Origin of the sequence: Pseudomonas sp. BGI-2, from assembly GCF_004310295.1 — a bacterium.
Taxonomy (GTDB): domain Bacteria; phylum Pseudomonadota; class Gammaproteobacteria; order Pseudomonadales; family Pseudomonadaceae; genus Aquipseudomonas.
Map to the genome: position 1 here is coordinate 19,519 of NZ_SISB01000025.1, position 21,447 is coordinate 40,965.

The following is a 21,447-nucleotide window of genomic DNA, read 5'->3' on the forward strand; positions in this document are numbered from 1 at the left end:
GAAAATGCCGAAAGAGTACAAATGTACTCCATGACGACTTTAACTCCCCGCCGTACCGCCATCCTGACCTTTATCCGTGATCGAATCGCGGAGCACGGTCAGTCTCCGAGCCTCGCTGAAATCAGCGAGGCGTTTGGTTTCGCCTCCCGCAGCGTGGCGCGCAAGCATGTGCTGGCGCTGACCGAGGCCGGTTTTATCGAGGTCAATGCGCATCAGGCCCGGGGCATTCGTTTGCTCGGGCAACCGGCGCGGCCCGAGTTGCTGGACATCCCGGTACTCGGTCGGGTCGCGGCGGGTTCGCCGATCGGTGCCGATGCCGAGGTGCACAGCCGCTTGCTGCTCGATCCGTCGATCTTCTCGCGGGTGCCGGACTACATGCTGCGGGTCCAGGGGGATTCGATGATCGAGGACGGCATTCTCGACGGCGATCTGGTGGGCGTGCACCGCAATCCCGAGGCGCTCAATGGCCAGATCGTCGTGGCGCGGCTCGACGGCGAAGTCACCATCAAGCGTTTCGAGCGGGTCGGCGACGTTGTCCGGTTGCTGCCACGCAACCCGGCCTATAAGCCGATCATCGTCGAGGCCAATCAGGACCTGGCCATCGAAGGGGTGTTCTGCGGTCTGGTGAGGCAAGGGTGATGGGCGCCGTCGTTGCGCTGGACACGCTGTTCAATGGCGGCCAGGTCTGGAAGGGCCGGCCTGCGCCACCGGCTATCAGCCCGCAACCCACCGGGCATGCCGCGCTGGATGCGGCATTGCCCTCCGGTGGTTGGCCGGAAGCGGCGCTGACTGAAATCCTCCTGGCCGGGCAGGGCGTGGGTGAGTTGCAACTGGTGTGGCCGGCGCTGGCGCGGCTGTCGGCAGCGGGCGAACGTATCGTGCTGGTGGCGCCGCCTTACGTGCCGTATCCCCTGGCCTGGCAGAACGCCGGGGTCGATCTGCGCCAGTTGTCGATCATTCAGGCCAGCGAGCGCGATGCGCTGTGGGCAGCGGAACAATGCCTGCGTTCGGGCAGTTGCGGTGCGGTGCTGTGCTGGCCGCACAAGGCCGATGACCGGGCGCTGCGGCGCTTGCAGGTGGCGGCGGAAACCGGCTCGACCTTGGCGTTCGCCTACCGCTCGATCAACGAAGCCATCAACCCTTCGCCCGCCGCCCTGCGCATCGCCATCGATGCCCGGCCTGCACAATTGCGCGTGCTCAAGTGTCGGGGCGGGTTGGCCCGCTCGGCGCCGATTACCTTTCCCGTGGGGCATTGAGGTTGCCATGCGCTGGGTCTGCATTCTCTTCCCGCAATTGGCGCTGGACGCGGTACTGCGTCAGCGCCCCGATCCCGATGAACCGTTGGCGCTACTGACGGGCCCGGCGCAACGTCGGGTGCTGCAAACGGTCAACGCTCCGGCGCGGGCGCTGGGCTTGCGTCCTGGCCAGTCGATGACCGCCGCGCAAGCCTTGAGCAAAGGCTTTGTTACGGCCGAATACGACGTCGCCGAGATCGAACACTGGCAGCAGTTCCTGGCGGCATGGGCCTATCGCTTCAGCTCTCAGGTCAGCGTGCATTACCCGCGTGCCGTGGTGTTTGAGATTGAATCGAGCCTGGGGCTGTTCGGGCCCTGGCCGCAGTTCGAGGCGCGGTTGCGCGCTGAACTCGGCGAACTGGGCTTTCGTCACCGCATCGTCGCCGCGCCCAACCCGGTGGCCGCGCGGGTGTTGGCCAACGTGTATGACGGTCTGGTGGTGCCGGACGATCAAGCCTTGCGCTATCACTTGGGGCAGTTGCCCGTCGACCGGGTTGCCCTGGAGCCGGCGGTGGCCACGGCGTTGTCGCGCATGGGGTTGCGCACCTTGAGTCAGGTGCAGGCGTTGCCGCGCAATAGCCTGGCGCGACGTTTCGAGGCGCAGGTGCTCAAGCACCTGGATGCCTTGTTCGGTGAGCGGCGGCTGGCGCTGGCGTTCTACCTGCCGCCGGACCGGTTTGATGTGCGCATCGAACTCAATTTCGATGTGCAGTCCCATCAGGCGCTGCTGTTTCCATTACGGCGCTTGACCGGCGATCTGTCGGCATTCCTCTGCGGCCGGGACAGTGGCGTGCAGCGTTTCGACCTGCACCTGGAGCACGCCGGTTTGCCGGACACGGTGATCAAGGTCGGCCTGCTCAGCGCCGAGCGCGATCCGGCGATGCTCTTCGAACTGGCCCGGGGGCGGCTGGAACAGGTCCAGGTCGAGGCCCCGGTGCGCGGTTTTCGGCTGCGCGCCGAAGACCTGCCGAGCTTCGTCCCGCAGCGTCAGGAACTGTTCGACGACCGTCCGCAGCAGTCCTTGCCCTGGGAGCAACTGCGCGAACGCCTGCGTGCGCGGCTTGGGGATGAGGCGGTGCACGGCTTGCGCTTTCAGGCCGATCATCGGCCAGAGTGCGCGTGGCAGGCGCGGGCCGACAGTCAACTTTGCGCGGGGTTGGTGGGGGTGCAGCGTCCGGGTTGGTTGCTGACGGAGCCGCAGGCCGTACACGAAGGCTCGACGCGGATTCTCATGGGGCCGGAGCGCATCGAGTCCGGCTGGTGGGACGGCGACGACGTGCGCCGCGATTACTACCTGATCGAAACCCGTTCCGGTCAGCAGGGCTGGGCCTACCGTGCGGTGGGTGAGGGCGGCCCGCTGTGGCTGCAAGGCTGGTTCGCATGAGCGTCGAGTATGCGGAGCTGCACTGCCTGTCGAACTTCAGTTTCCAGCGCGGTGCTTCCAGTGCCCTCGAGCTGTTTCAGCGGGCGAAAAAGCACGGCTATCAAGCGCTGGCGATCACCGATGAATGCACATTGGCCGGCATCGTCCGTGCCTGGCAAGCGGCCAGGTCGGTGGAGCTGCCGCTGATCATCGGCAGCGAAATCCGCATCGAGGACGGTCCGAAACTGGTGCTGCTGGTGGAAAACCTTGAGGGTTACCAGACCCTTTGCCGGCTGATTACCCGGGCGCGGCGCCGTACACAGAAAGGTCAGTATCAGGTGCTGCGTGAGGACTTCAGCGAGCCGATGCCGGGGCTGTTGGCGTTGTGGGTGCCGGACACAGTCGATGATGTTGCCAGCGGTCACTGGCTGAAACAGACGTTCACCGATTGCCTGTGGCTGGCGGTGCAGTTGCATCGCGGTCAGGACGACACCCGGCGACTGGACGCACTGCTGACCCTGGCGCGGGAACTGCGGATTCCCGCGGTGGCCAATGGCGATGTGCACATGCACACCCGTGGGCGGCGCGCCTTGCAGGACACCATGACCGCGATCCGTCATCACCTGACGGTGGCCGAGGCCGGGTTGCGGCTGCATCCGAACGGCGAGCGGCATGTGCGTAGCCTCGATGCCCTGCAATCGATCTACCCGCAAGCACTGCTCGATGAAACGCTAACCATTGCCCGGCGCTGCACTTTTGACCTCGGCCAGTTGCGTTACCAGTATCCCCGCGAGCTGGTGCCGGAAGGCCAGACGGCCACGTCCTGGCTGCGGCATCTGACTGACGAGGGGATCGCGTGGCGCTGGCCAGACGGTCCGCAAGCCAAGGTGCTGGTGCAGATCGATAAGGAGCTGGAGCTGATCGCCGAGCTGGGCTATGAAAGCTACTTCCTTACGGTTCACGACATTGTGCGGTTCGCCCGCGCGCAAGAAATCCTCTGTCAGGGCCGTGGTTCTGCCGCGAACTCGGCGGTGTGTTTTGCCTTGGGCATCACGGAAATCGACCCGGATCGCACCACGCTGTTGTTCGAACGCTTTCTCTCCAAAGAGCGCAATGAACCGCCGGACATCGATGTCGATTTCGAACACGAACGTCGCGAGGAAGTCTTGCAGTACGTGTTCCAGCGTTATGGCCGGACCCGCGCCGCGCTCACGGCGGTGGTCAGCACGTATCACGCCGCCGGCGCCGTGCGTGATGTGGCCAAGGCCTTGGGGTTGCCGCCGGATCAGATCAACGCCCTGGCCGATTGCTGTGGCCACTGGAGCGATGCAACACCCCCCGTGGAACGCCTGCTTGAAGGCGGGTTCGACCCCGAGAGCCCGGTGCTGCGGCGGGTGCTGAGTTTGACTGGACAACTGATCGGTTTCCCTCGCCACCTGTCCCAGCACCCCGGCGGTTTCGTGATTTCCGAGCAGCCGCTGGACAGTCTGGTGCCTGTGGAAAACGCCGCCATGGCCGAGCGCACCATCATTCAGTGGGACAAGGACGATCTCGACGCGGTGGGCCTGCTCAAGGTGGATATTCTGGCGTTGGGCATGCTCAGCGCGATCCGCCGCTGTTTTGATCTGCTACGCCGTCATCGCAATCAGGACTTGAGCCTGGCGACGATCCCGTCCGAAGACTCGTTAACCTACGACATGATCGGCCGTGCCGACACCATCGGCGTGTTCCAGATCGAGTCCCGGGCACAAATGTCGATGCTGCCCAGACTCAAGCCCCGCAAGTTCTACGACCTGGTGATTGAGGTGGCCATCGTCCGTCCGGGGCCGATTCAGGGCGGGATGGTGCACCCGTATCTGCGCCGCCGGAACAAGGAAGAGCCCGAAACCTATCCCTCGCCGGAACTGGAAGTCGTGCTCAAACGAACCCTGGGCGTGCCGCTGTTTCAGGAGCAGGTGATGCAGATTGCAATTGTCGCCGCCGACTACAGCCCCGGCGAGGCCGATCAGTTGCGTCGCTCCATGGCCGCCTGGAAACGCCACGGTGGACTGGAACCGCACAAGGATCGGCTGGCCGCCGGGATGAAGAAAAACGGCTACACGGCCGAGTTCGCCGCGCAGATCTTCGAACAGATAAAGGGCTTTGGCAGCTACGGTTTTCCCGAGTCCCACGCCGCCAGTTTCGCCTTGCTGACCTACGCCAGTTGCTGGTTGAAATGCCATGAGCCAGCGGCTTTCGCCTGTGCGCTGATTAACAGCTGGCCCATGGGTTTCTACAGCCCGGACCAGATTCTGCAGGACGCGCGCCGGCATCATTTGCAGATTCGCCCGGTGGACGTGCGCGCCAGTGACTGGGATTGCAGCCTGGAGCCGATCACCGGCGCGCAACCGGCGATTCGCATGGGGTTGCGGATGATCAAGGGCTTTCGCGAGGACGATGCCCGGCGCATCGAAGCGGCGAGGGCGAAGGGGATATTTGTCGACATCGCCGACCTGGGCGAGCGCGCGCGACTCGATGCCCGTGCCCAGGAGCAACTGGCCGATGCCGGTGCGCTGCGTGGCCTGGCCGGTGACCGTCATCGGGCGCGCTGGGAAGTGGCGGGGGTGCAGAAACAGCTCGGTTTGTTTGCCGGTCTGCCGAGTCAGGAAGAACCTGCGATCTATCTGCCCAAACCCACGGTGGGCGAGGACCTGCTGGCCGACTACAACAGTGTCGGCACCACCCTCGGTCCGCATCCACTGGCGTTGCTGCGCGGTGAATTGAAAGCCCGACGCTGCCGCAGCTCGAAAGAACTGATGGAGGTCGAACACGGGCGACCGGTCAGCGTCGCGGGGCTGGTCACCGGTCGACAACGCCCGGGCACTGCCAGTGGTGTGACCTTTGTCACCCTGGAAGACGAGTTCGGCAACGTCAACGTCATCGTCTGGCGGGACCTCGCCGACCGGCAACGCCAGGTATTGGTCGGCTCGCAATTGCTCAAGGTCGATGGCCGCTGGGAAAAAGAAGGCGAGGTGCGGCACCTGATTGCCGGACGGCTGAGCGACCTGAGCCCACTGCTGGACGGCATCAGCGTGCGCAGCCGCGATTTCCGCTGATCCCAATCACTGAACGCCACTGATCGTTCCCACGCGGAGCGGGAACGATCGCGGCAGCCAATGTATTGGCGCCAATAAAAATTAAACACTGTTCTCAGTGATGGCACTTTGGCATAATGCCGGCCGCCGACGTCCCGCACGTCGATTGTCGATCTGATTCCCCTCGCTTTTTCGCCGCTGCAACCCGCAGCGGTTGGCTATGGCCGTGCCGGGATAAACCGTTTTTTCAGAAGGAATGCACAGTGAGAATGATCTCTCGGATGTTGGTATCGGCGGCAGCGATTGCCCTCTTGGGCGCGATGGCCGGGTGTGCCACTGAAAGCTCGCGCGCCTTGCCGATCGCAAAAGTCGAAAGCGCCAGCGTGGTTTATAACGGTGTTCGTGTACCCATGGCGGTCGGCAAGTTCGACAACCGTTCGAGCTACATGCGCGGGATCTTCTCCGACGGCGTGGATCGCCTCGGCGGTCAGGCCAAGACCATCCTGATCACTCACCTGCAGCAGACCAACCGCTTCAGCGTGCTGGACCGCGACAACATGGGCGAGATCCAGCAAGAAGCCGCGATCAAGGGCCAGTCCCAGCGCCTCAAGGGTGCTGATTTTGTGGTGACCGGTGACGTCACCGAGTTCGGCCGCAAAGAGACCGGCGATCATCAGCTGTTCGGCATTCTCGGTCGCGGCAAGACCCAGGTGGCCTACGCCAAGGTCAACCTGAACATCGTCAACATCAGCACGTCCGAAGTGGTTTATTCGACTCAGGGTGCGGGCGAGTACGCCTTGTCCAACCGTGAAGTCATCGGCTTCGGCGGCACCGCTGCCTACGATTCGACCCTCAACGGCAAGGTGCTCGACTTGGCCATGCGCGAGGCGATCAATCGCCTGGTGGACGGGATGAACGCCGGGGCATGGAAACCGGGTAACTGATCAAGGTTGATGACAAGGAGCGGTACAAGCATGTTCAAGACTTATGTGTCGTGGGCGCTGATGGCGTCGACATTGCTGGTCAGCGGTCTGTTGGCCGGTTGCGCCGGCCCGAAAACCCTTTACCAGTGGGAAAGCTACCAGCCTGAGGTCTACGAGTACTTCAAGGGTGAAGAACCCAAGGAAGCTCAGGCCGAAGCGTTGGAACGCGACCTGCAGAAGATCAAGTCCACCGGCAAGACACCGCCGCCTGGCTACCACGCTCACCTGGGTCTGTTGTATCTGAGCATGGGCAAGGACGATCAGATGGTGCAGCAGTTCAGGACCGAGAAAACCCTGTTTCCCGAGTCGACGCCGTACATGGATTTTCTGCTTAAAAACGCCAAGACCGGAGACACCCAATGATCGCGCGCTCATTGAAACTGATGGCCGGGCTGCTGGCGCTGGCCGTGCTCGGTGGCTGCGTCAGCCCCAAGACCGTGGACTATTCGGCGTACAAGCAAGCCCGTCCGAAAACCATTCTGGTGCTGCCGCCGCTGAATAACTCGCCGGACGTCAAGGCGTCCTACAGCATGTTGTCACAGGTCACGTACCCGCTGGCGGAAGCCGGTTACTACGTGCTGCCGATCACCCTGGTCGATGAGACATTCCGCCAGAACGGCCTGACCACACCGGCGGACATTCACCAGGCACCGGCCAACAAGCTGCAGGAAATCTTCGGTGCCGATGCGGCGCTGTACATCACCGTGACGGACTACGGCACTCGCTACATGATCATCAGCAGTGAAACCGTGGTGACTGCCACCGCGAAACTGGTGGACCTCAAGAGCGGCACCACCCTGTGGACCGGCTCGGCCCGGGCTTCGAGCGAAGAGGGCGGCAACAACGGTGGCGGTGGTTTGGTGGGTATGCTGATTACGGCAGCGGTCAAGCAAGTGATCAACAGCTCCACCGACGCCGGCCACCCGATTGCCGGCGTGACCAGTGCGCGACTGCTGTCGGCTGGGCAACCCGCGGGCCTGCTGTACGGACCGCGTTCGCCGAAATACGGTACTGACTGAACCCAGTGAGATCGTTCCCACGCTCCGCGTGGGAATGCATCCCCGGACGCTCCGCGTCCGCTGTTGGGACGCAGAGCGTCCCTTGCTGCATTCCCACGCAGAGCGTGGGAACGATCAGCCAGGGAAGGATCATTTGACCTCAGGCCAAAACCGCTCTCCACCCCCAGGCGCATCCGTCCACGCCTGCAACGACCGCGTCGGCAAATCAAAATAATCCCGGGTTCGCGCATAGCCATGCCCACCCATGCGCCCAATGGCATCCAGCCCCAGCTGATCGATGTACAAGGTTTTCGGGTCGATCAATTCGTCCCGCACGTGCGCCATCAACACTTCCCCAAAGATAATCTCCCGCGACTGCCCGATGGACAGCGCCATCATCCGCCGACATTCCAACGCCACCGGCGCCTCGCCGATACGCGGGCATTTGACCGTGGTGCCGGCAATTGCAGTAAGTCCCGCCGCCGTCAACTCATCGAACCCGGGAGCGAAGGGCACCGCACACACATTCATCGCCTCCACCAGCGCATCGCTGACGATGTTGACGGTGAATTCCTGATTGAGCTGGATGTTGCGAGTCGTGTCCTTGGGGCTTTGATCTCCGTAGTTCTCCACGCCCAGCGCGAGGATCGGCGGGTCGGCGGACAGCGCGTTGAAGAAGCTGAACGGCGCGGCATTGATCCGGCCCTCGCCATCAATCGTAGTGACGAGCGCAATCGGTCGAGGCACGACGCTGCCGATCAGAATCTTGTATTTATCCCGGGCACTCAATGTGCTGAAGTCGAAGCTTTGCATAGGCAGACATCTCTAAAGAAGGGGATCGATTGCGCTCAGCGGCGCGTGTGCGCTGTAGTCGTCGGCGAACGGAATGGCCGGTTTGAACAGGGTTTTCCAGTCCGGTTGACCAAAGGCCCGGTCGCTGTGGCTGCGCATCAGTTTTTCGAATTGTTGTTGGGCCTGGCGTTGCAGGGCGGGGTAATCGATGCCTTGAACCTGACCGTCCTGCATGACGCAGCGGCCGTTGATGTAACTGGCGATGCAGTCGTCACCGCGACCGGCCAGCACCAGGTTTTTCAGCGGATCGAACAACGGTCCCAGGTGCAAGCCGCGAAGGCTGAACACCGTGATGTCAGCCTTGGCCCCGGTTGCCAGGCGGCCAAGATCGTCGCGGCCCAAGGCGTTGGCGCCGCCGAGCGTGGCGGCGTTGTACATATCCAGCGTGCTGGTCAGAGCGCTGCCGTCTTCCTTCAAACGTGCGATGTTCAAGCCTTGGCGCATGTTCTCCAGCAAGTCCGCCGGCCAGGTGTCGGTGCCCAACGCGAAGTTGATGCCCTTGGCCCGATAACGACCAAAGGAATTCAGCGCCTCACCGTCGCGGGCAAACACCACCGGGCAATGCACCAGACTGGCGCCGCCATCCACCAGACGTTGCAGATCGTCATCGCCTGAGGTGTAGAGGCCGTGGGGGAGCAGGCTGCGCGGGGTCAGCAGGTCCAGTTGCTGCAACCAGCGCAGCGGCGACACACCGCGCAGTTGCTCGACGATCGCCACTTCACCCAGCCCTTGGCAGCAATGCAGACGCATCGGCGCGTTCAGTTCGCGACTCAGCGCGGCGGTGCGTTGCAGCAGTGCCGGGGTGCACGTCTGGATGCGATCCGGCAACAACGCGCCACGAATCAAACCCTTGTGCGTACCCTCGAAATCATGGAAAAACCGCACAGCCGCATCCAGCCCGGCCATTCCCCGCGCTTCATCCCAGTGATGCCCGAGGGTGCCATCGGCACGCCAATAACTCATGCCGCTCATGTAGCAGGGGCCGAGGTAAGTCCGCAGCCCCAACTCGGTAGCCACACCCGCCACGGCAGCAAATTCGTCGTAGGTCTCGGCCCACTCGCGGTAATACATCGAGGTGATCGGCATGGCGGTGGTGATGCCGTTGCGGATCAGTTGAGTGAAGGCGTAGCGGTATTTGAAGACTTCTTCGTCGGGGTTGAAGCTCTCGCGCGGACCCGCCGCCAGAGAGTCCTCGGACCACATCCGACCCATGTCGCGTTCATCGCCGTTGTCCAGCGTCAGCACCGTGGAGTCCAGGTCCCCGAGTGCATCCAGGTCGATGAAACCCGGGCCGATCAGCGCGTTGCCATAGTCGACCCACTGATCCACCGGCCCCGCATAATCACGCCCGACAAACACAATGCGCGAGCCTTCGAACACCACTTCACCGTCGCGCCACAGCACGTGCTGCGTGCCGTCGAAGCCGACCACGCAACTGGCTTTCAGGCCGATGCGTTTCACAAGCGGCTGTCCAGTAGACGGCCGCCCGTAGCGATCAACTCACCACCGCGATAAACCTCGCGCACGGGTCGTGAGACCACAGCTTCACCCAGCGTCTGCACCGGCATTAGCAGGAAGTCCGCAGGCTGGCCGATGTCCAGGCCATAACCTTCACAGCCCAGCGCCCGAGCACCATTCACCGTGGCCGCTTCGAACGCTGCCGCCAGTTCATCGTCCTTGTTCAAATCAAAGCGGAACGCCAACAGCATCGCCCGTTCCAGCATGTCGCCGTTGCCCATCGGAGACCAGGCATCGCGAATGCCGTCCGAACCCAGGCACACATTTACCCCTGCCTCGCGCAACGCGAGGAACGGCGGCACCGCGCAATCGGCGGGCGCCGAGCTCATCAGCGAAATCCTCAATGCCGCCAAGCGTTCGGCCACCGGTTTCACTTGATTCCACGGCAACATCCCCAGGCAGTACGCGTGACTGATCATCACCCGACCCTGCCGCCCGAAGCGCTCTGTGTAGTCAGCGATCAACGCGACTTGCCACAGGCCCAGTTCACCTTTGTCGTGCAGGTGAATGTCGACGCCGCGGTCGAATTCGCTGGCCAGCTTAAAGACGAAATCGAGTTGCGCGACCGGGTCGTTGTCGATGCCGCACGGGTCGAGGCCGCCGACGTTTTCCACGCCCAGCGCCATGGCTTCACGCATCAGTTCGGCGGTACCAGGACGGCTGATCAGGCCGGTTTGCGGAAACACCACCAGTTGCAGGTCGATCAGGTCACGGTAGGTGTCGCGCAGTTGTTGCATGGCCTCGACATGGCGCAGGCCGAATTCCGGGTCGATGTCGACGTGGCAACGCATCGTCAGCGAGCCACGGGCGATGCAGTTTTCCAGCAGCGCGCCAGCCCGTTGGGCGATGGGCGCGTCGACTTCACGCAGCACGCGGCGCTCGTTGGCGATGTAATCCTTGAGCGTCGGCCCGGCGCTGTTCGCACGCCAGGGTTGGCCCCAGAGGGTTTTGTCGAGGTGGACATGGCTTTCGACCAGGGCAGCGGTGAGGAGCTGGTTTTGGCCGTCGATGTCGGTGGCGGTCAGCGGGGTGCTGGAGGCCGGACGTCGATCCTTGAACAGGCCGTTTTCCAGCAATAGGTCTTCGGCGGGAGAACCGTAGGGCCGCACATTGCGTAGCCAGCGGGGGTGGGTCATTGCATACCTCTGATTTTGTGTTGTCAGGGCGGGCCTCTTCGCGGGCAAGCCTCGCTCCTACAAGAGCAGCGCCAAACCTGTAGGAGCGAGGCTTGCCCGCGAAGGCCGCGACTCGGTCTCAAGTCAGCCAATCAGCCCTTAAGCTTCGACCAAACCCGATCCTGCAACTCCCGCGCCTTGTTGCTGCACTCTTTCTCCGGCCGCAGGCGCGAGGCGAATTCGTCGGGCATGTTGATGGCGTCCATGACTTTCCACTTGGCGTCGAGCAGCTTGTCGCTCTGGATGCCGTTGGCGTAGGCAATCGCGTTGGACACGGCGGCGGCGTTTTCCGGTTTCATCATCCAGTCGATGAAGATCTTCGCGTTGCCGGGGTGCGGCGCGCTTTTCGGCACGGCGAAGTTGTCCTGGAACATCGCCAGGCCTTCACGCGGATAGACGTACTTGATGGTGCTCTTCTGCAACGTGGCGCGTGCGGTCGAGCCGTTCCAGTTCTGCATCATGATCACCTCGCCGGAGGCCATGCGGTCGACGGTGTTGTCCGAGCTGTACATCTTCAGGAACGGCTTCTGTTTTTGCAGCAGCTCCAGAATTCGCTTGGCGTCCTGCGGGTTTTCGCTACATTCATCGACGTTCAGGTAGTGGCTGGCGGCGTTGATCACGCTGCTGGAGGTGTCGAGGGCGGCGAGTTGACCTTGCAGTTCCTTGCGCGGCTCGAAGAACTCTTTCCACGAGTCATCGAGTTTGCCGCCGGGCACGCGCGCGCTGTCATAGGAGAACCCGGTGGTGCCCCACAAGTACGGCGCGGAGAACTTGCGGCCTGGGTCGAAGCTCGGGTCGCGGAACGCCGGTTTGACGTATTGGAAGTTGGGCAGGGTGGCTGCGTCGATTTGCAGCAGCAAGTTCTGGTTGATCAAGGTGCGCATGATCGACTGCGACGGCACAATCACGTCATACGCCGCGCCGCCGGCCTGCAACTTGGCCAGCAGGGTTTCGTTGCTGTCGTAGCCGTCCATGGTGACCTTGATCCCGGTCTCCTTTTCGAACTTGGCCAGCAGGTCGACCGGGTAGTAGTCGGTCCAGTTGTAGAAGAACAATTGTTTGGGTTCGGCGGCCTGGACGCTGAGGGCGGTGAAGCAGCTCAGGGCCAGACCGGTGACGGCGAAACACAGGTTTTTCATTTTCATGTTTTTGTGCGCTCCAGGATTATTGGTTTTTGCCGCGCTGTCCCAGCCAGAAGGCCAGCACCACCAGCACGATGGAAATCAACAGCATCAGGGTCGAGATCGCGTTGATCTCCGGTGTCACGCCGGCCTTGATCGCCGAGAAGATGTACACCGGCAAGGTGGTTGAACCCGGCCCGGCGACAAAAAACGTCATGATGAAATCGTCGAGGCTGACCACGAACGCCAGCACCGAGCCGGACAGCACCGCCGGCCACAACAGCGGCAACGTCACCCGGCGAAACACCTGCCACGGGTTGGCGTACAGATCGTTCGCCGCCTCCAGCAGGCTCTTGTCCAGATCGTTCAAGCGAGCGCGGATCGGCAGGTAGGCGAAGGGAATGCAAAAGCCGATGTGCGCGACGATCACCGTCAGCAATCCGAGCTTGATCCCCAGCGCCATGAACAGCAGCAGGGTGGCCACGGCGGTGACGATCTCCGGCAGGATCAGCGGCAGGTTGATCCCTCCCTCGACGATCTTCTGTCCATAGAACGGCCGGTACGTCGCCAGCGCCGCGAGCAGCGCAATCGCCGTGGCGCAGACCGTGGCGATGCTGGCGACGATGATCGAATTCAACGCCGCGGTCTGGATCGACGGGTTGGCCAGAATCCGTCCGTACCAGGCGAAGGAGAACTCGGTCCACACTGTCGCCGAGCGGTTGGCGTTGAAGCTGTAGGCGATCAGGACAAAGATCGGCACGTACAGATAGGCCAGGATCAGCAGGCTGACTTCGCGGGTCAGTGGCAGTTTTTTCAGGTGCAGGGCGATCATGCGGTGGCTCCCCGACGTAGGGTTTTGGCGGCGCTGCGGCTGTAGAGCGCGTAGCCCACCAGCGACAGCAGCAGAATCCCCAGTAACAGGAACGACAGCGAACTGCCCAGCGGCCAGTTGCGCGCGGTGCCGAACTGTTGCTGGATCAGGTTGCCGATCATCAGCGTCTTGCCACCGCCGAGAATCGCCGGGGTAATGAAGGCGCCGAGGCTCGGCACAAACACCAGCAGCGCACCGGCAATCACTCCCGGCATCGACAGCGGCAGGATGATCCGCTTCAGCGCGTGCCAGCGATTGGCACCCAGGTCGTAGGCGGCCTCCACCAGGCGCCAGTCGAGTTTCTCCAGGGTCGAGTAGATCGGCAAAATCATGAACGGCAGGAAGCTGTAGACCAGCCCGACGCTGACCGCGAAGTCGTTGTAGAGCAGGGTGATGCCGCCAGCCTGGGGGAACATTGCGTTGAGGCTTTGCGCAACCCAGCCGTGCTCGCGCAGGATGATCAGCCACGCGTAGTTGCGGATCAGCAGGTTGGTCCAGAACGGAATGGTGATCAGCAAGACCATGAGGTTGCGCCGACGCGGGGTCAGGCTCGACATCCACAACGCCACCGGAAAGCCGAACAGGAAACACAACACGGTGGTGCCACCGGCCTGGAACACCGAGCGCAACAACGCTTGGGCGTAGACCCAGTTCAGTTCCAGTTCACCGTCGAAACCTTCCTGGAAAAACAGTTGCACGTAGCTTTGCAATTGCCAGTCGGCCTGCCAGTCGACGCCGCCATACACGTTGCGCGGCAACAGGCTGATGTAGCCCATGATGCCCAGCGGAATGGCAATCAGCGCCAGCAAAGTCAAAACCACCGGGCTGAGCAATAGCGCACGGTTAAGGGCGGGAGAAGTGCTGCTGACGCTCATCTCAAGCCTCCATCAACAGGCAGGCGTGGGGCGGCAGGTTGACCGCGACGCGATCACCGACCACCCGGCCGCGGTTCAGGCCTTCGTTGTTCTCGCGCAGCATGACTTTGATGTCGTTGTTCAAGCGGCATTGGTAAAGGGTCGCGGTGCCGACATACAACACCGCTTCAATCACGCCGCGCAGGTGATGCGGTTGCGTAGGGTCGACCAGTTGCGAACGCTCCGGACGGAAGGCCAATTGCACGGCCGCGCCGTCGAAGCCTTGGGCCGGGCAGGGGATTTCCACCGGCATGCCGTTGGGCACGAAGAGCTTTTCGTTCTGCTGACCGCGCTTGAGATGGCCGGGGAGAAAGTTGATGTCGCCGATGAACTGGGCGACGAACTGATGCTGCGGGCGTTCGTAAATGTCATTGGGTGTGCCGATCTGCAGGATCTTGCCGGCGGACATCACGGCGATGCGGTCGGACAGCGTCAGCGCTTCTTCCTGATCGTGTGTCACGAAAATGAAGGTGATCCCGGCTTCCTTCTGCACGCGCTTGAGTTCGACCTGCATTTCCTTGCGCAACTTAAGGTCCAGCGCCGACAGCGGTTCATCCAGCAACAGCACTTTGGGTTTCGGTGCCAGGGCCCGGGCCAGGGCCACGCGTTGCTGCTGACCGCCGGACAATTCCGCCGGTTTGCGCTTGGCCAGGTGTTGCATTTGCACCAGCGCCAGCATCTCATGGACGCGCTGCGCAATTTGCTTGCTATCAAGACCCTGCATCTCGAGGCCGAAGGCGATATTCTGCGCGACACTCATGTGCGGAAACAGCGCGTAGCTCTGGAAGACGGTGTTAACCCGACGCTTGAACGGCGGCAAGTCATTGACCGGTTCGCCGGCGAGACGTATCTCGCCTTCGCTGACATGCTCGAAGCCGGCGATGGTGCGCAGGAGGGTGGTTTTGCCGCAGCCGGAAGGGCCGAGCAGGGTGAAGAATTCGTTATCGGCAATGTCGACTGAAACGTTGTCGAGGGCTGGAGCCAGCCCCGGATCGTCGGAATACCGCTTAAAGACGTTACGCACTTCGATAGCTATTGGTTGACCCATATTGGTGCAATCCTCTAATTATTGTATGCAATATCTGGATGCAATCTACAAATAACCGGATTAATCTGCTCGTGCAACCCCCTTTTTCCAATGGCTGCTCACCGCCAGGGGCCGGTTGTTTAGCGCTAAAGGAGTGTTGAGATGACCGAGAAGAAACTCGAGACCACGGTCGACCGCGTCTACCAAGGGGTTTACGAGGCGATCAGCAAACGTTCGTTGCGTCCCGGGATGAAGCTTGGTGAGGCGTCGCTGGCCGAACTTTTTAATGTCAGCCGCACGTCGGTTCGTGCCGCGCTCAAGCAATTGGAAGCGGATGGGCTGGTTACCACCGAGCCCAATAAAGGGGCGTCGGTGTCGTTGCCCAGCGACGAAGAGATTCGCTCGTTGTTCGAAACCCGGCGCTTGATCGAGATCGGCATCGTCAGCGAACTCTGCCGTCGACGTGACACCGCGGTGACCCAGGACCTGCGCGATCATTTGCTGCTGGAAGATGAAGCGCACCGCAGAGGCGACCATGAACGACTGATTCATCTGCTTGGCGAGTTCCACATCAAACTCGCGCGAAGCCTGAATAACCCGGTGCTGCTGGACTGGTTCCAGAAGCTGATTTCCCGCGCTTCGCTGTACGCCGCCGCCCTGGATGACGACAGCCACGAGGCGTGTCGCGACGACGAGCACCTGCGGCTGATCGAGTACATCGAAGCCGGTAATCAAAGCGCGGCCATCGAACTGACCTGCATGCATTTGAACGGCATCGAGAAGGCCATCCTCGATGTCGCCGCCACACTCAAAACCGACTACCACCCGTTCAAGCACCTGATCGAGGTCTAATGATTCACGGCGATATCTGTAGCCGTTGTGGCGAGGGGATTTATCCCCGTTCGGCTGCGAAGCAGTCGTAAAACCTGAACACACGGTCTATCTGATGCACCGTGTTGTCTGAATTCACGACTGCTTCGCAGCCGAACGGGGATAAATCCCCTCGCCACAAGGCAGTTGCGACAGGGGGGGCAGTCAAAACCACAAGAATCCGCAGACCAGAATCGGCTAACCTCTATGAAACCATTGGCGTCGGCGATGCTCGAAACAAACGGGCCCGCGCCGTCCTCGAGCAGTTGCGACCCCGCACGTCAGCCACTCACAGGGACACAGAGTCAGTCGATGCAGTTTCTATCTGATAGCCACGGGTGTGCCGGCTGGAACGGTGAAATGGCCGGGCGCATCCGCGCGTTCGACTGGAGCCACACCGAGCTTGGAAACATCGACGCCTGGCCCGCCAGCCTGTGCAGCGCGGTGCAGCTGATGCTTGCGTCCCCACTGCCGATGGTGATGCTCTGGGGCCGGGCGGGCTACATGATCTATAACGATGCCTACTCGGTGTTTGCCGGTGGCCGCCATCCGTATCTGCTGGGTGCTCCGGTGGAGCTGGGCTGGCCGGAAGTGGCCGAGTTCAATCGACATGTCGTCGACACCTGCCTGGCGGGTGGCACCTTGTCTTACCGCAATAAAGAGCTGGTGTTGCTAAGAAACGGGATCCCTGAAGACGTCTGGCTGGACCTCTATTACAGCCCTGTCGCCAATGATGAAGGTTGCCCGGCCGGGGTCATGGCGATGGTGGTCGACACCACTGAGCATGTGATTTCCGAACGTCGTCGCCAGCAAGCCGAAGATGCTTATCGCGCCGACAACGAACGGGTGCGCCTGGCGCTCAATGCCGGGGCTTTGCTCGGTTCGTTCGTCTGGGACATCAAGGGCAATGTGCTGTCCGGCGATGAGCGCTTCGCCCGGACTTTTTCCTACCCCGCCGAGCAGAACCTGGCCGACCTGTGCACCGACATCGCTGAAGCAAAGATTCATCCCGATGACCGCAATTGGGTCCAGGAACAGGTCAGTCAATCAGTGGCAACCGGCGAGCCCTTCAATGCCGAGTATCGGGTCCTGCGCCCCGACGGCAGCTATCTGTGGGTGCAGGCCAGTGGGTGTTGCGAGTTCAACGAGCAGGGCGAGCCATTCCGTTTTCCCGGTGTGTTGATCGACATTCACGAACGCAAGATTGCCGAAGAATCCTTGCTCAAATTCACCCGCAACCTCGAGCAGCGCGTGGCCGACGAAGTCGATGCGCGGCTGGCCGCTGAAGAGCAACTGCGCCAATCACAGAAGCTCGAAGCCATCGGCGGCCTCACCGGAGGTGTGGCCCACGACTTCAATAACCTGCTGCAGGTGATCGCCGGCAACCTGCACTTGCTGGCGCGGCATGAGCCGGACAACGCCAACGTGCAACGCCGGGTCAGCGCATCGATTGCGGCCGTCGAGCGCGGCGCCAAACTCTCTTCGCAATTGCTCGCGTTTGCCCGCCGCCAACCGTTGTCGCCGGCGGTGTGCGATCCACAACAGATCTTCGAAGGTCTGGGCGAGCTGTTGCAGCGAGCGTTGGGGGAAACCATCCAGATCGATGTGCAGGTGCCGCAAGCACCTTGGCACATCAACGTCGACCGCAACCAACTGGAAAATGCCATTCTCAACCTGGCGATCAATGCCCGTGACGCCATGCAGGGCGAGGGGACGATTGAGCTGAGCGCCGAGAATGTGGCACTCGACCGTAGGTTCTGTGCCGGCAAGGGCATCGTGGCCGGCGAGTATGTGCGTGTCGCGGTGGCTGATACGGGCGCCGGCATGTCACCCGAAGTGCTCGGGCAGGCATTCGAGCCGTTTTTCACCACCAAGGCCGACGGTCAGGGCACGGGGTTGGGTCTGAGCATGGTGTTCGGCTTCGTCAAGCAGAGCGGCGGGCACATCGAAATCTCCAGCGTCGTCGGGCAGGGCACTCGGGTGCAACTTTACTTTCCACGCAGCCTGCGAGCTTTGCCCAGTGAAACAACGGTGCGGGATTTACCCCGCCGGGGCGGGCACGAAACCATTCTGGTGGTCGAGGACAACGAAGCGGTGCGCAGCTCGGCGGTGGAGTTACTGCGCGAAGAGGGCTATCAGGTCCTGACCGCGGCCAACGGCGACCAGGCGATGCAGATGTTGCTGGAGGGGGTGGAGGTGAACCTGATTTTCACCGATGTGGTCATGCCCGGCCTGATCAAAAGCTCGGACCTGGCGGCCTGGGCCAAGGTGCAAAATCCCCCGGTGGCGGTGCTGTTTACCTCCGGCCACACCCGGGACATCATCTCGCGCAATCACCAGCTCAGCCCCGATACCCATCTGCTGAGCAAACCGTATGGGCCCGAAGCACTGACACACATGATCCACACCGTCCTCAGCGGCTAACCACATCCAATGTGGGAATATCCCCTGTTGATGATCGTTCCCACGCTCTGCGTGGGAATGCCTCATGTGACGCTCTGCGTCACGCTTATGGGACGCGGAGCGTCCCGGGCTGCATTCCCACGCGGAGCGTGGGAATGATCAGGTCACGGCTATCGCGAGCAGGCTCACTCCTACAGGGTTTTGTGTTTTTTTCTGCAATCTAATAAGGGCTCCCGATGACTTCCACGCGCACCTCCAATCCTCCTTCCGGCATGGTCAGGGTACGCGGTGCCCGGGAACACAATCTCAAGAACATTGACGTCGACATTCCCCGGGACGCACTGGTGGTGTTCACCGGCGTCTCGGGTTCGGGCAAGTCGTCGCTGGCGTTTTCCACCCTGTATGCCGAAGCGCAGCGACGCTATTTCGAATCCGTGGCGCCGTATGCGCGGCGGCTGATCGATCAGGTCGGTGTGCCGGACGTGGATTCCATCGAAGGCCTGCCACCGGCCGTGGCCCTGCAACAGCAGCGCGGCACACCGAGTACGCGGTCTTCGGTGGGCAGCGTGACGACGCTGTCGAGCTTGATCCGTATGCTGTACTCCCGGGCCGGCAGCTATCCGTCGGGGCAGCCGATGCTGTACGCCGAGGACTTTTCGCCCAACACACCTCAAGGCGCCTGCCCCGAATGTCATGGTTTGGGCCGGGTCTATGAAGTCACCGAAGCCTTGATGGTCCCGGACCCGAGCCTGACCCTCCGCCAGCGCGCGGTGGCTTCCTGGCCCACGGCGTGGCAAGGACAAAACCTGCGCGACATCCTGGTGACGATGGGCTACGACGTTGATAAACCCTGGCGCGATCTGCCGAAAAAGCAGCGTGACTGGATCCTCTTCACCGAGGAAACACCGACCGTTCCGGTGTATGCCGGGCTCACCCCCGAAGAAACCAAAGTCGCGCTCAAACGCAAAATGGAGCCCAGCTATCAGGGCACGTTCACCGGCGCCCGACGCTACATCTTGCACACGTTCAGTCACTCCCAAAGTGCGCTGATGAAGAAGCGCGTCGCGCAATTCATGCTCGGCAGCCCGTGCCCGTTGTGCGACGGCAAACGGCTCAAGCGCGAGGCGTTGTCGGTGACCTTTGCCGGCTACGACATCGGCGAGCTGTCGCAGATGCCGTTGCTGCAAGTGGCCGAGGTGCTGAAGCCCGTGGCGGCCCACAGTTACCTGGAACAGGCCGAGGAGGCGGGCGAAGTGTTGACTCACAGCCAGACGCGCGAGGCCCGTGAACAGCGCGTAGCCCACGGCGCCAGCGCTCATGCCAACGCGCCGGACGTGCGGCACACGCCTAACCTGTCGGTGGAGAAACGCCTGGCCGCGCAACGGATCGCTCAGGATTTGCTGGAGCGGGTCAGCACCCTGACCGACCTGGGCCTTGGTTATCTGGCCCTTGAGCGCAGCACGCCGACCTTGTCGTCCGGCGAGTTGCAGCGACTGCGCCTGGCCACTCAATTGGGCTCGCAATTGTTCGGCGTGATCTACGTGCTGGATGAGCCGTCGGCCGGTCTGCACCCGGCGGATGGCGAAGCGCTGTTTGAAGCGCTGCAACGCTTGAAGGCTGCCGGCAACACGCTGTTTGTGGTTGAGCACGATCTGGAAACCATGCGTCGTGCAGACTGGCTGATCGATGTCGGCCCGGCGGCGGGTGAGCATGGCGGGCGGATTCTGTACAGCGGACCGCCCCAGGGGTTGGCCGAGGTCAAAGACTCGCAGACTCGTGCCTATCTTTTTGCCGAGCAGATTACTGATGCCAGAACCCAGCGCAAGGCGACCGATTGGCTGCGCCTGGAAGGCATCACGCGCAACAACCTGAACGACCTCGGCGTCGAGTTCCCCCTGGGGTGTTTTACCTCGGTGACCGGTGTTTCCGGTTCCGGCAAATCAAGCCTGGTCAGTCAAGCCTTGCTGGAACTGGTGGGTGCGCATCTGGGGCGTGCCGCCAGCGGCAGCGAGCCTGAAGAGTTGAGCCTTGAGGACGATGCGCCGCAAGTCAGCGGCGGTCAGGTCACGGCAGGGCTGGGATCGATCAAGCGCCTGGTGCAGGTCGATCAGAAACCCATCGGCCGCACGCCGCGCTCGAACCTGGCGACGTACACCGGGCTGTTCGACAACGTGCGCAAACTGTACGCCGCCACACCCCAGGCCCAGGCCGAGGGTTATGACGCCGGGCAGTTCTCTTTCAACGTCGCCAAGGGCCGTTGCCCGACCTGCGAAGGTGAAGGCTTTGTCAGCGTCGAGTTGCTGTTCATGCCCAGCGTCTATGCGCCATGCCCGACGTGTCATGGCGCTCGCTACAACCCCGAGACGCTGGCGATCATCTGGCAAGATCTGAACATTGCGCAGGTGTTGCAGTTGACGGTGGACGAAGCGGTCGAGGTGTTCGCCGAGCAGCCGGGCATTCGCCGATCCCTGGAAGTGCTGCGCGATATCGGCCTGGGCTATCTGCGCCTCGGCCAGCCGGCAACGGAGCTCTCGGGGGGCGAAGCCCAGCGCATCAAACTGGCGACCGAGCTGCAACGCAACCCGCGTGGGGCGACGTTGTACGTGCTCGACGAACCGACCACAGGCTTGCATCCACGGGACGTTGACCGGCTGCTTGAGCAGTTGAATACGCTGGTGGCGGCGGGGCACACGGTGGTTGTTGTGGAGCATGAAATGCGCGTGGTTGCGCAGAGTGACTGGGTGATTGATATCGGGCCGGGGGCGGGGGATCAGGGTGGGAAAATTGTCGTGACCGGCACGCCGCAGAAAGTAGCGAAGAGCAAGAAGAGCCGGACGGCGCCCTTCCTGGCCCGTGTCCTATGATCGTTCCCACGCTCCGCGTGGGAATGCCTCACCGGACGCTCTGCGTCCGCTTCTGGGACGCGGAGCGTCCCTGGGCTGCATTCCCACGCAGAGCGTGGGAACGATCAGTATAGGTGTGG

General features: G+C 62.2%; 17 protein-coding genes. 10 read left to right on the top strand and 7 right to left on the bottom strand.

The genetic code is table 11. The features are described 5' to 3' along the window. The first annotated feature begins 21 nt into the window (after positions 1-21). The 7 genes from lexA to EYC95_RS17625 all read left to right on the top strand — a co-directional run bounded on the left by lexA (position 22) and on the right by EYC95_RS17625 (position 7,734). Positions 22-639, top strand: a complete 618-nt coding sequence (lexA, locus tag EYC95_RS17595) for a transcriptional repressor LexA (RefSeq protein WP_131061497.1) — start codon at positions 22-24, stop codon at positions 637-639. Beyond that, a complete protein-coding gene (gene imuA, locus EYC95_RS17600) occupies positions 639-1,256 on the top strand; it encodes a translesion DNA synthesis-associated protein ImuA (RefSeq protein WP_131061498.1) in 618 nt (205 codons plus the stop codon). Before lexA ends, imuA begins: the two co-directional genes overlap by 1 nt. Before the next feature lie 7 nt (positions 1,257-1,263). Beyond that, positions 1,264-2,679 (top strand): DNA polymerase Y family protein, encoded by a 1,416-nt coding sequence (locus tag EYC95_RS17605; protein ID WP_131061499.1) that lies wholly within the window; start codon positions 1,264-1,266, stop codon positions 2,677-2,679. Beyond that, positions 2,655-5,753, top strand: coding sequence for an error-prone DNA polymerase (locus tag EYC95_RS17610; protein ID WP_218568851.1), 3,099 nt, complete (start codon positions 2,655-2,657; stop codon positions 5,751-5,753). Before EYC95_RS17605 ends, EYC95_RS17610 begins: the two co-directional genes overlap by 25 nt. Before the next feature lie 248 nt (positions 5,754-6,001). Further along, positions 6,002-6,676, top strand: coding sequence for a CsgG/HfaB family protein (locus tag EYC95_RS17615; protein WP_165557471.1), 675 nt, complete (start codon positions 6,002-6,004; stop codon positions 6,674-6,676). A 60-nt stretch (positions 6,677-6,736) separates the two neighbouring features. Beyond that, the gene (locus EYC95_RS17620) at positions 6,737-7,078 is read left to right on the top strand and encodes a DUF4810 domain-containing protein (RefSeq protein ID WP_370654478.1); all 342 of its coding nucleotides are present in this window, start codon (positions 6,737-6,739) and stop codon (positions 7,076-7,078) included. Further along, the gene (locus EYC95_RS17625) at positions 7,075-7,734 is read left to right on the top strand and encodes a DUF799 domain-containing protein (RefSeq protein ID WP_131061502.1); all 660 of its coding nucleotides are present in this window, start codon (positions 7,075-7,077) and stop codon (positions 7,732-7,734) included. The genes EYC95_RS17620 and EYC95_RS17625 overlap by 4 nt, the downstream gene beginning before the upstream one ends. Positions 7,735-7,863: 129 nt before the next feature. Here EYC95_RS17625 and EYC95_RS17635 read toward each other — a convergent pair whose 3' ends face one another. The 7 genes from EYC95_RS17635 to EYC95_RS17665 all read right to left on the bottom strand — a co-directional run bounded on the left by EYC95_RS17635 (position 7,864) and on the right by EYC95_RS17665 (position 15,212). Continuing rightward, entirely contained in the window at positions 7,864-8,526 is a 663-nt protein-coding gene (locus EYC95_RS17635; RefSeq protein ID WP_131061504.1) for a flavin reductase family protein, read from the bottom strand. Positions 8,527-8,538: 12 nt separating this feature from the next. Next, on the bottom strand, positions 8,539-10,026 hold the full coding sequence (locus EYC95_RS17640) for an amidohydrolase family protein (protein WP_131061505.1): 1,488 nt from the start codon (positions 10,024-10,026) through the stop codon (positions 8,539-8,541). Next, positions 10,023-11,219: an amidohydrolase family protein gene (locus EYC95_RS17645; protein ID WP_131061506.1), complete on the bottom strand. Its 1,197-nt coding sequence runs from the start codon at positions 11,217-11,219 to the stop codon at positions 10,023-10,025. Before EYC95_RS17645 ends, EYC95_RS17640 begins: the two co-directional genes overlap by 4 nt. 131 nt (positions 11,220-11,350) lie before the next feature. Next, positions 11,351-12,403 (bottom strand): extracellular solute-binding protein, encoded by a 1,053-nt coding sequence (locus tag EYC95_RS17650; protein ID WP_131061507.1) that lies wholly within the window; start codon positions 12,401-12,403, stop codon positions 11,351-11,353. 19 nt (positions 12,404-12,422) lie between these two features. Further along, positions 12,423-13,211, bottom strand: coding sequence for an ABC transporter permease (locus tag EYC95_RS17655; protein WP_131061508.1), 789 nt, complete (start codon positions 13,209-13,211; stop codon positions 12,423-12,425). Beyond that, entirely contained in the window at positions 13,208-14,125 is a 918-nt protein-coding gene (locus tag EYC95_RS17660) for an ABC transporter permease (RefSeq protein WP_131061509.1), read from the bottom strand. Before EYC95_RS17660 ends, EYC95_RS17655 begins: the two co-directional genes overlap by 4 nt. 1 nt (position 14,126) lies before the next feature. Beyond that, positions 14,127-15,212, bottom strand: coding sequence for an ABC transporter ATP-binding protein (locus tag EYC95_RS17665; RefSeq protein WP_131061510.1), 1,086 nt, complete (start codon positions 15,210-15,212; stop codon positions 14,127-14,129). Positions 15,213-15,353: 141 nt separating this feature from the next. Here EYC95_RS17665 and EYC95_RS17670 point away from each other — a divergent pair, with 141 nt between their 5' ends. The 3 genes from EYC95_RS17670 (at position 15,354) to EYC95_RS17680 (ending at position 21,328) form a co-directional block, all read left to right on the top strand. Beyond that, complete coding sequence (locus EYC95_RS17670) at positions 15,354-16,043, top strand: GntR family transcriptional regulator (RefSeq protein WP_131061511.1); 690 nt, start codon at positions 15,354-15,356, stop codon at positions 16,041-16,043. A 330-nt stretch (positions 16,044-16,373) separates the two neighbouring features. Next, complete coding sequence (locus EYC95_RS17675; protein ID WP_131061512.1) at positions 16,374-18,485, top strand: PAS domain-containing sensor histidine kinase; 2,112 nt, start codon at positions 16,374-16,376, stop codon at positions 18,483-18,485. A 215-nt stretch (positions 18,486-18,700) separates the two neighbouring features. Next, positions 18,701-21,328 (top strand): excinuclease ABC subunit UvrA, encoded by a 2,628-nt coding sequence (locus tag EYC95_RS17680; protein WP_131061513.1) that lies wholly within the window; start codon positions 18,701-18,703, stop codon positions 21,326-21,328. Positions 21,329-21,447: the final 119 nt, after the last annotated feature.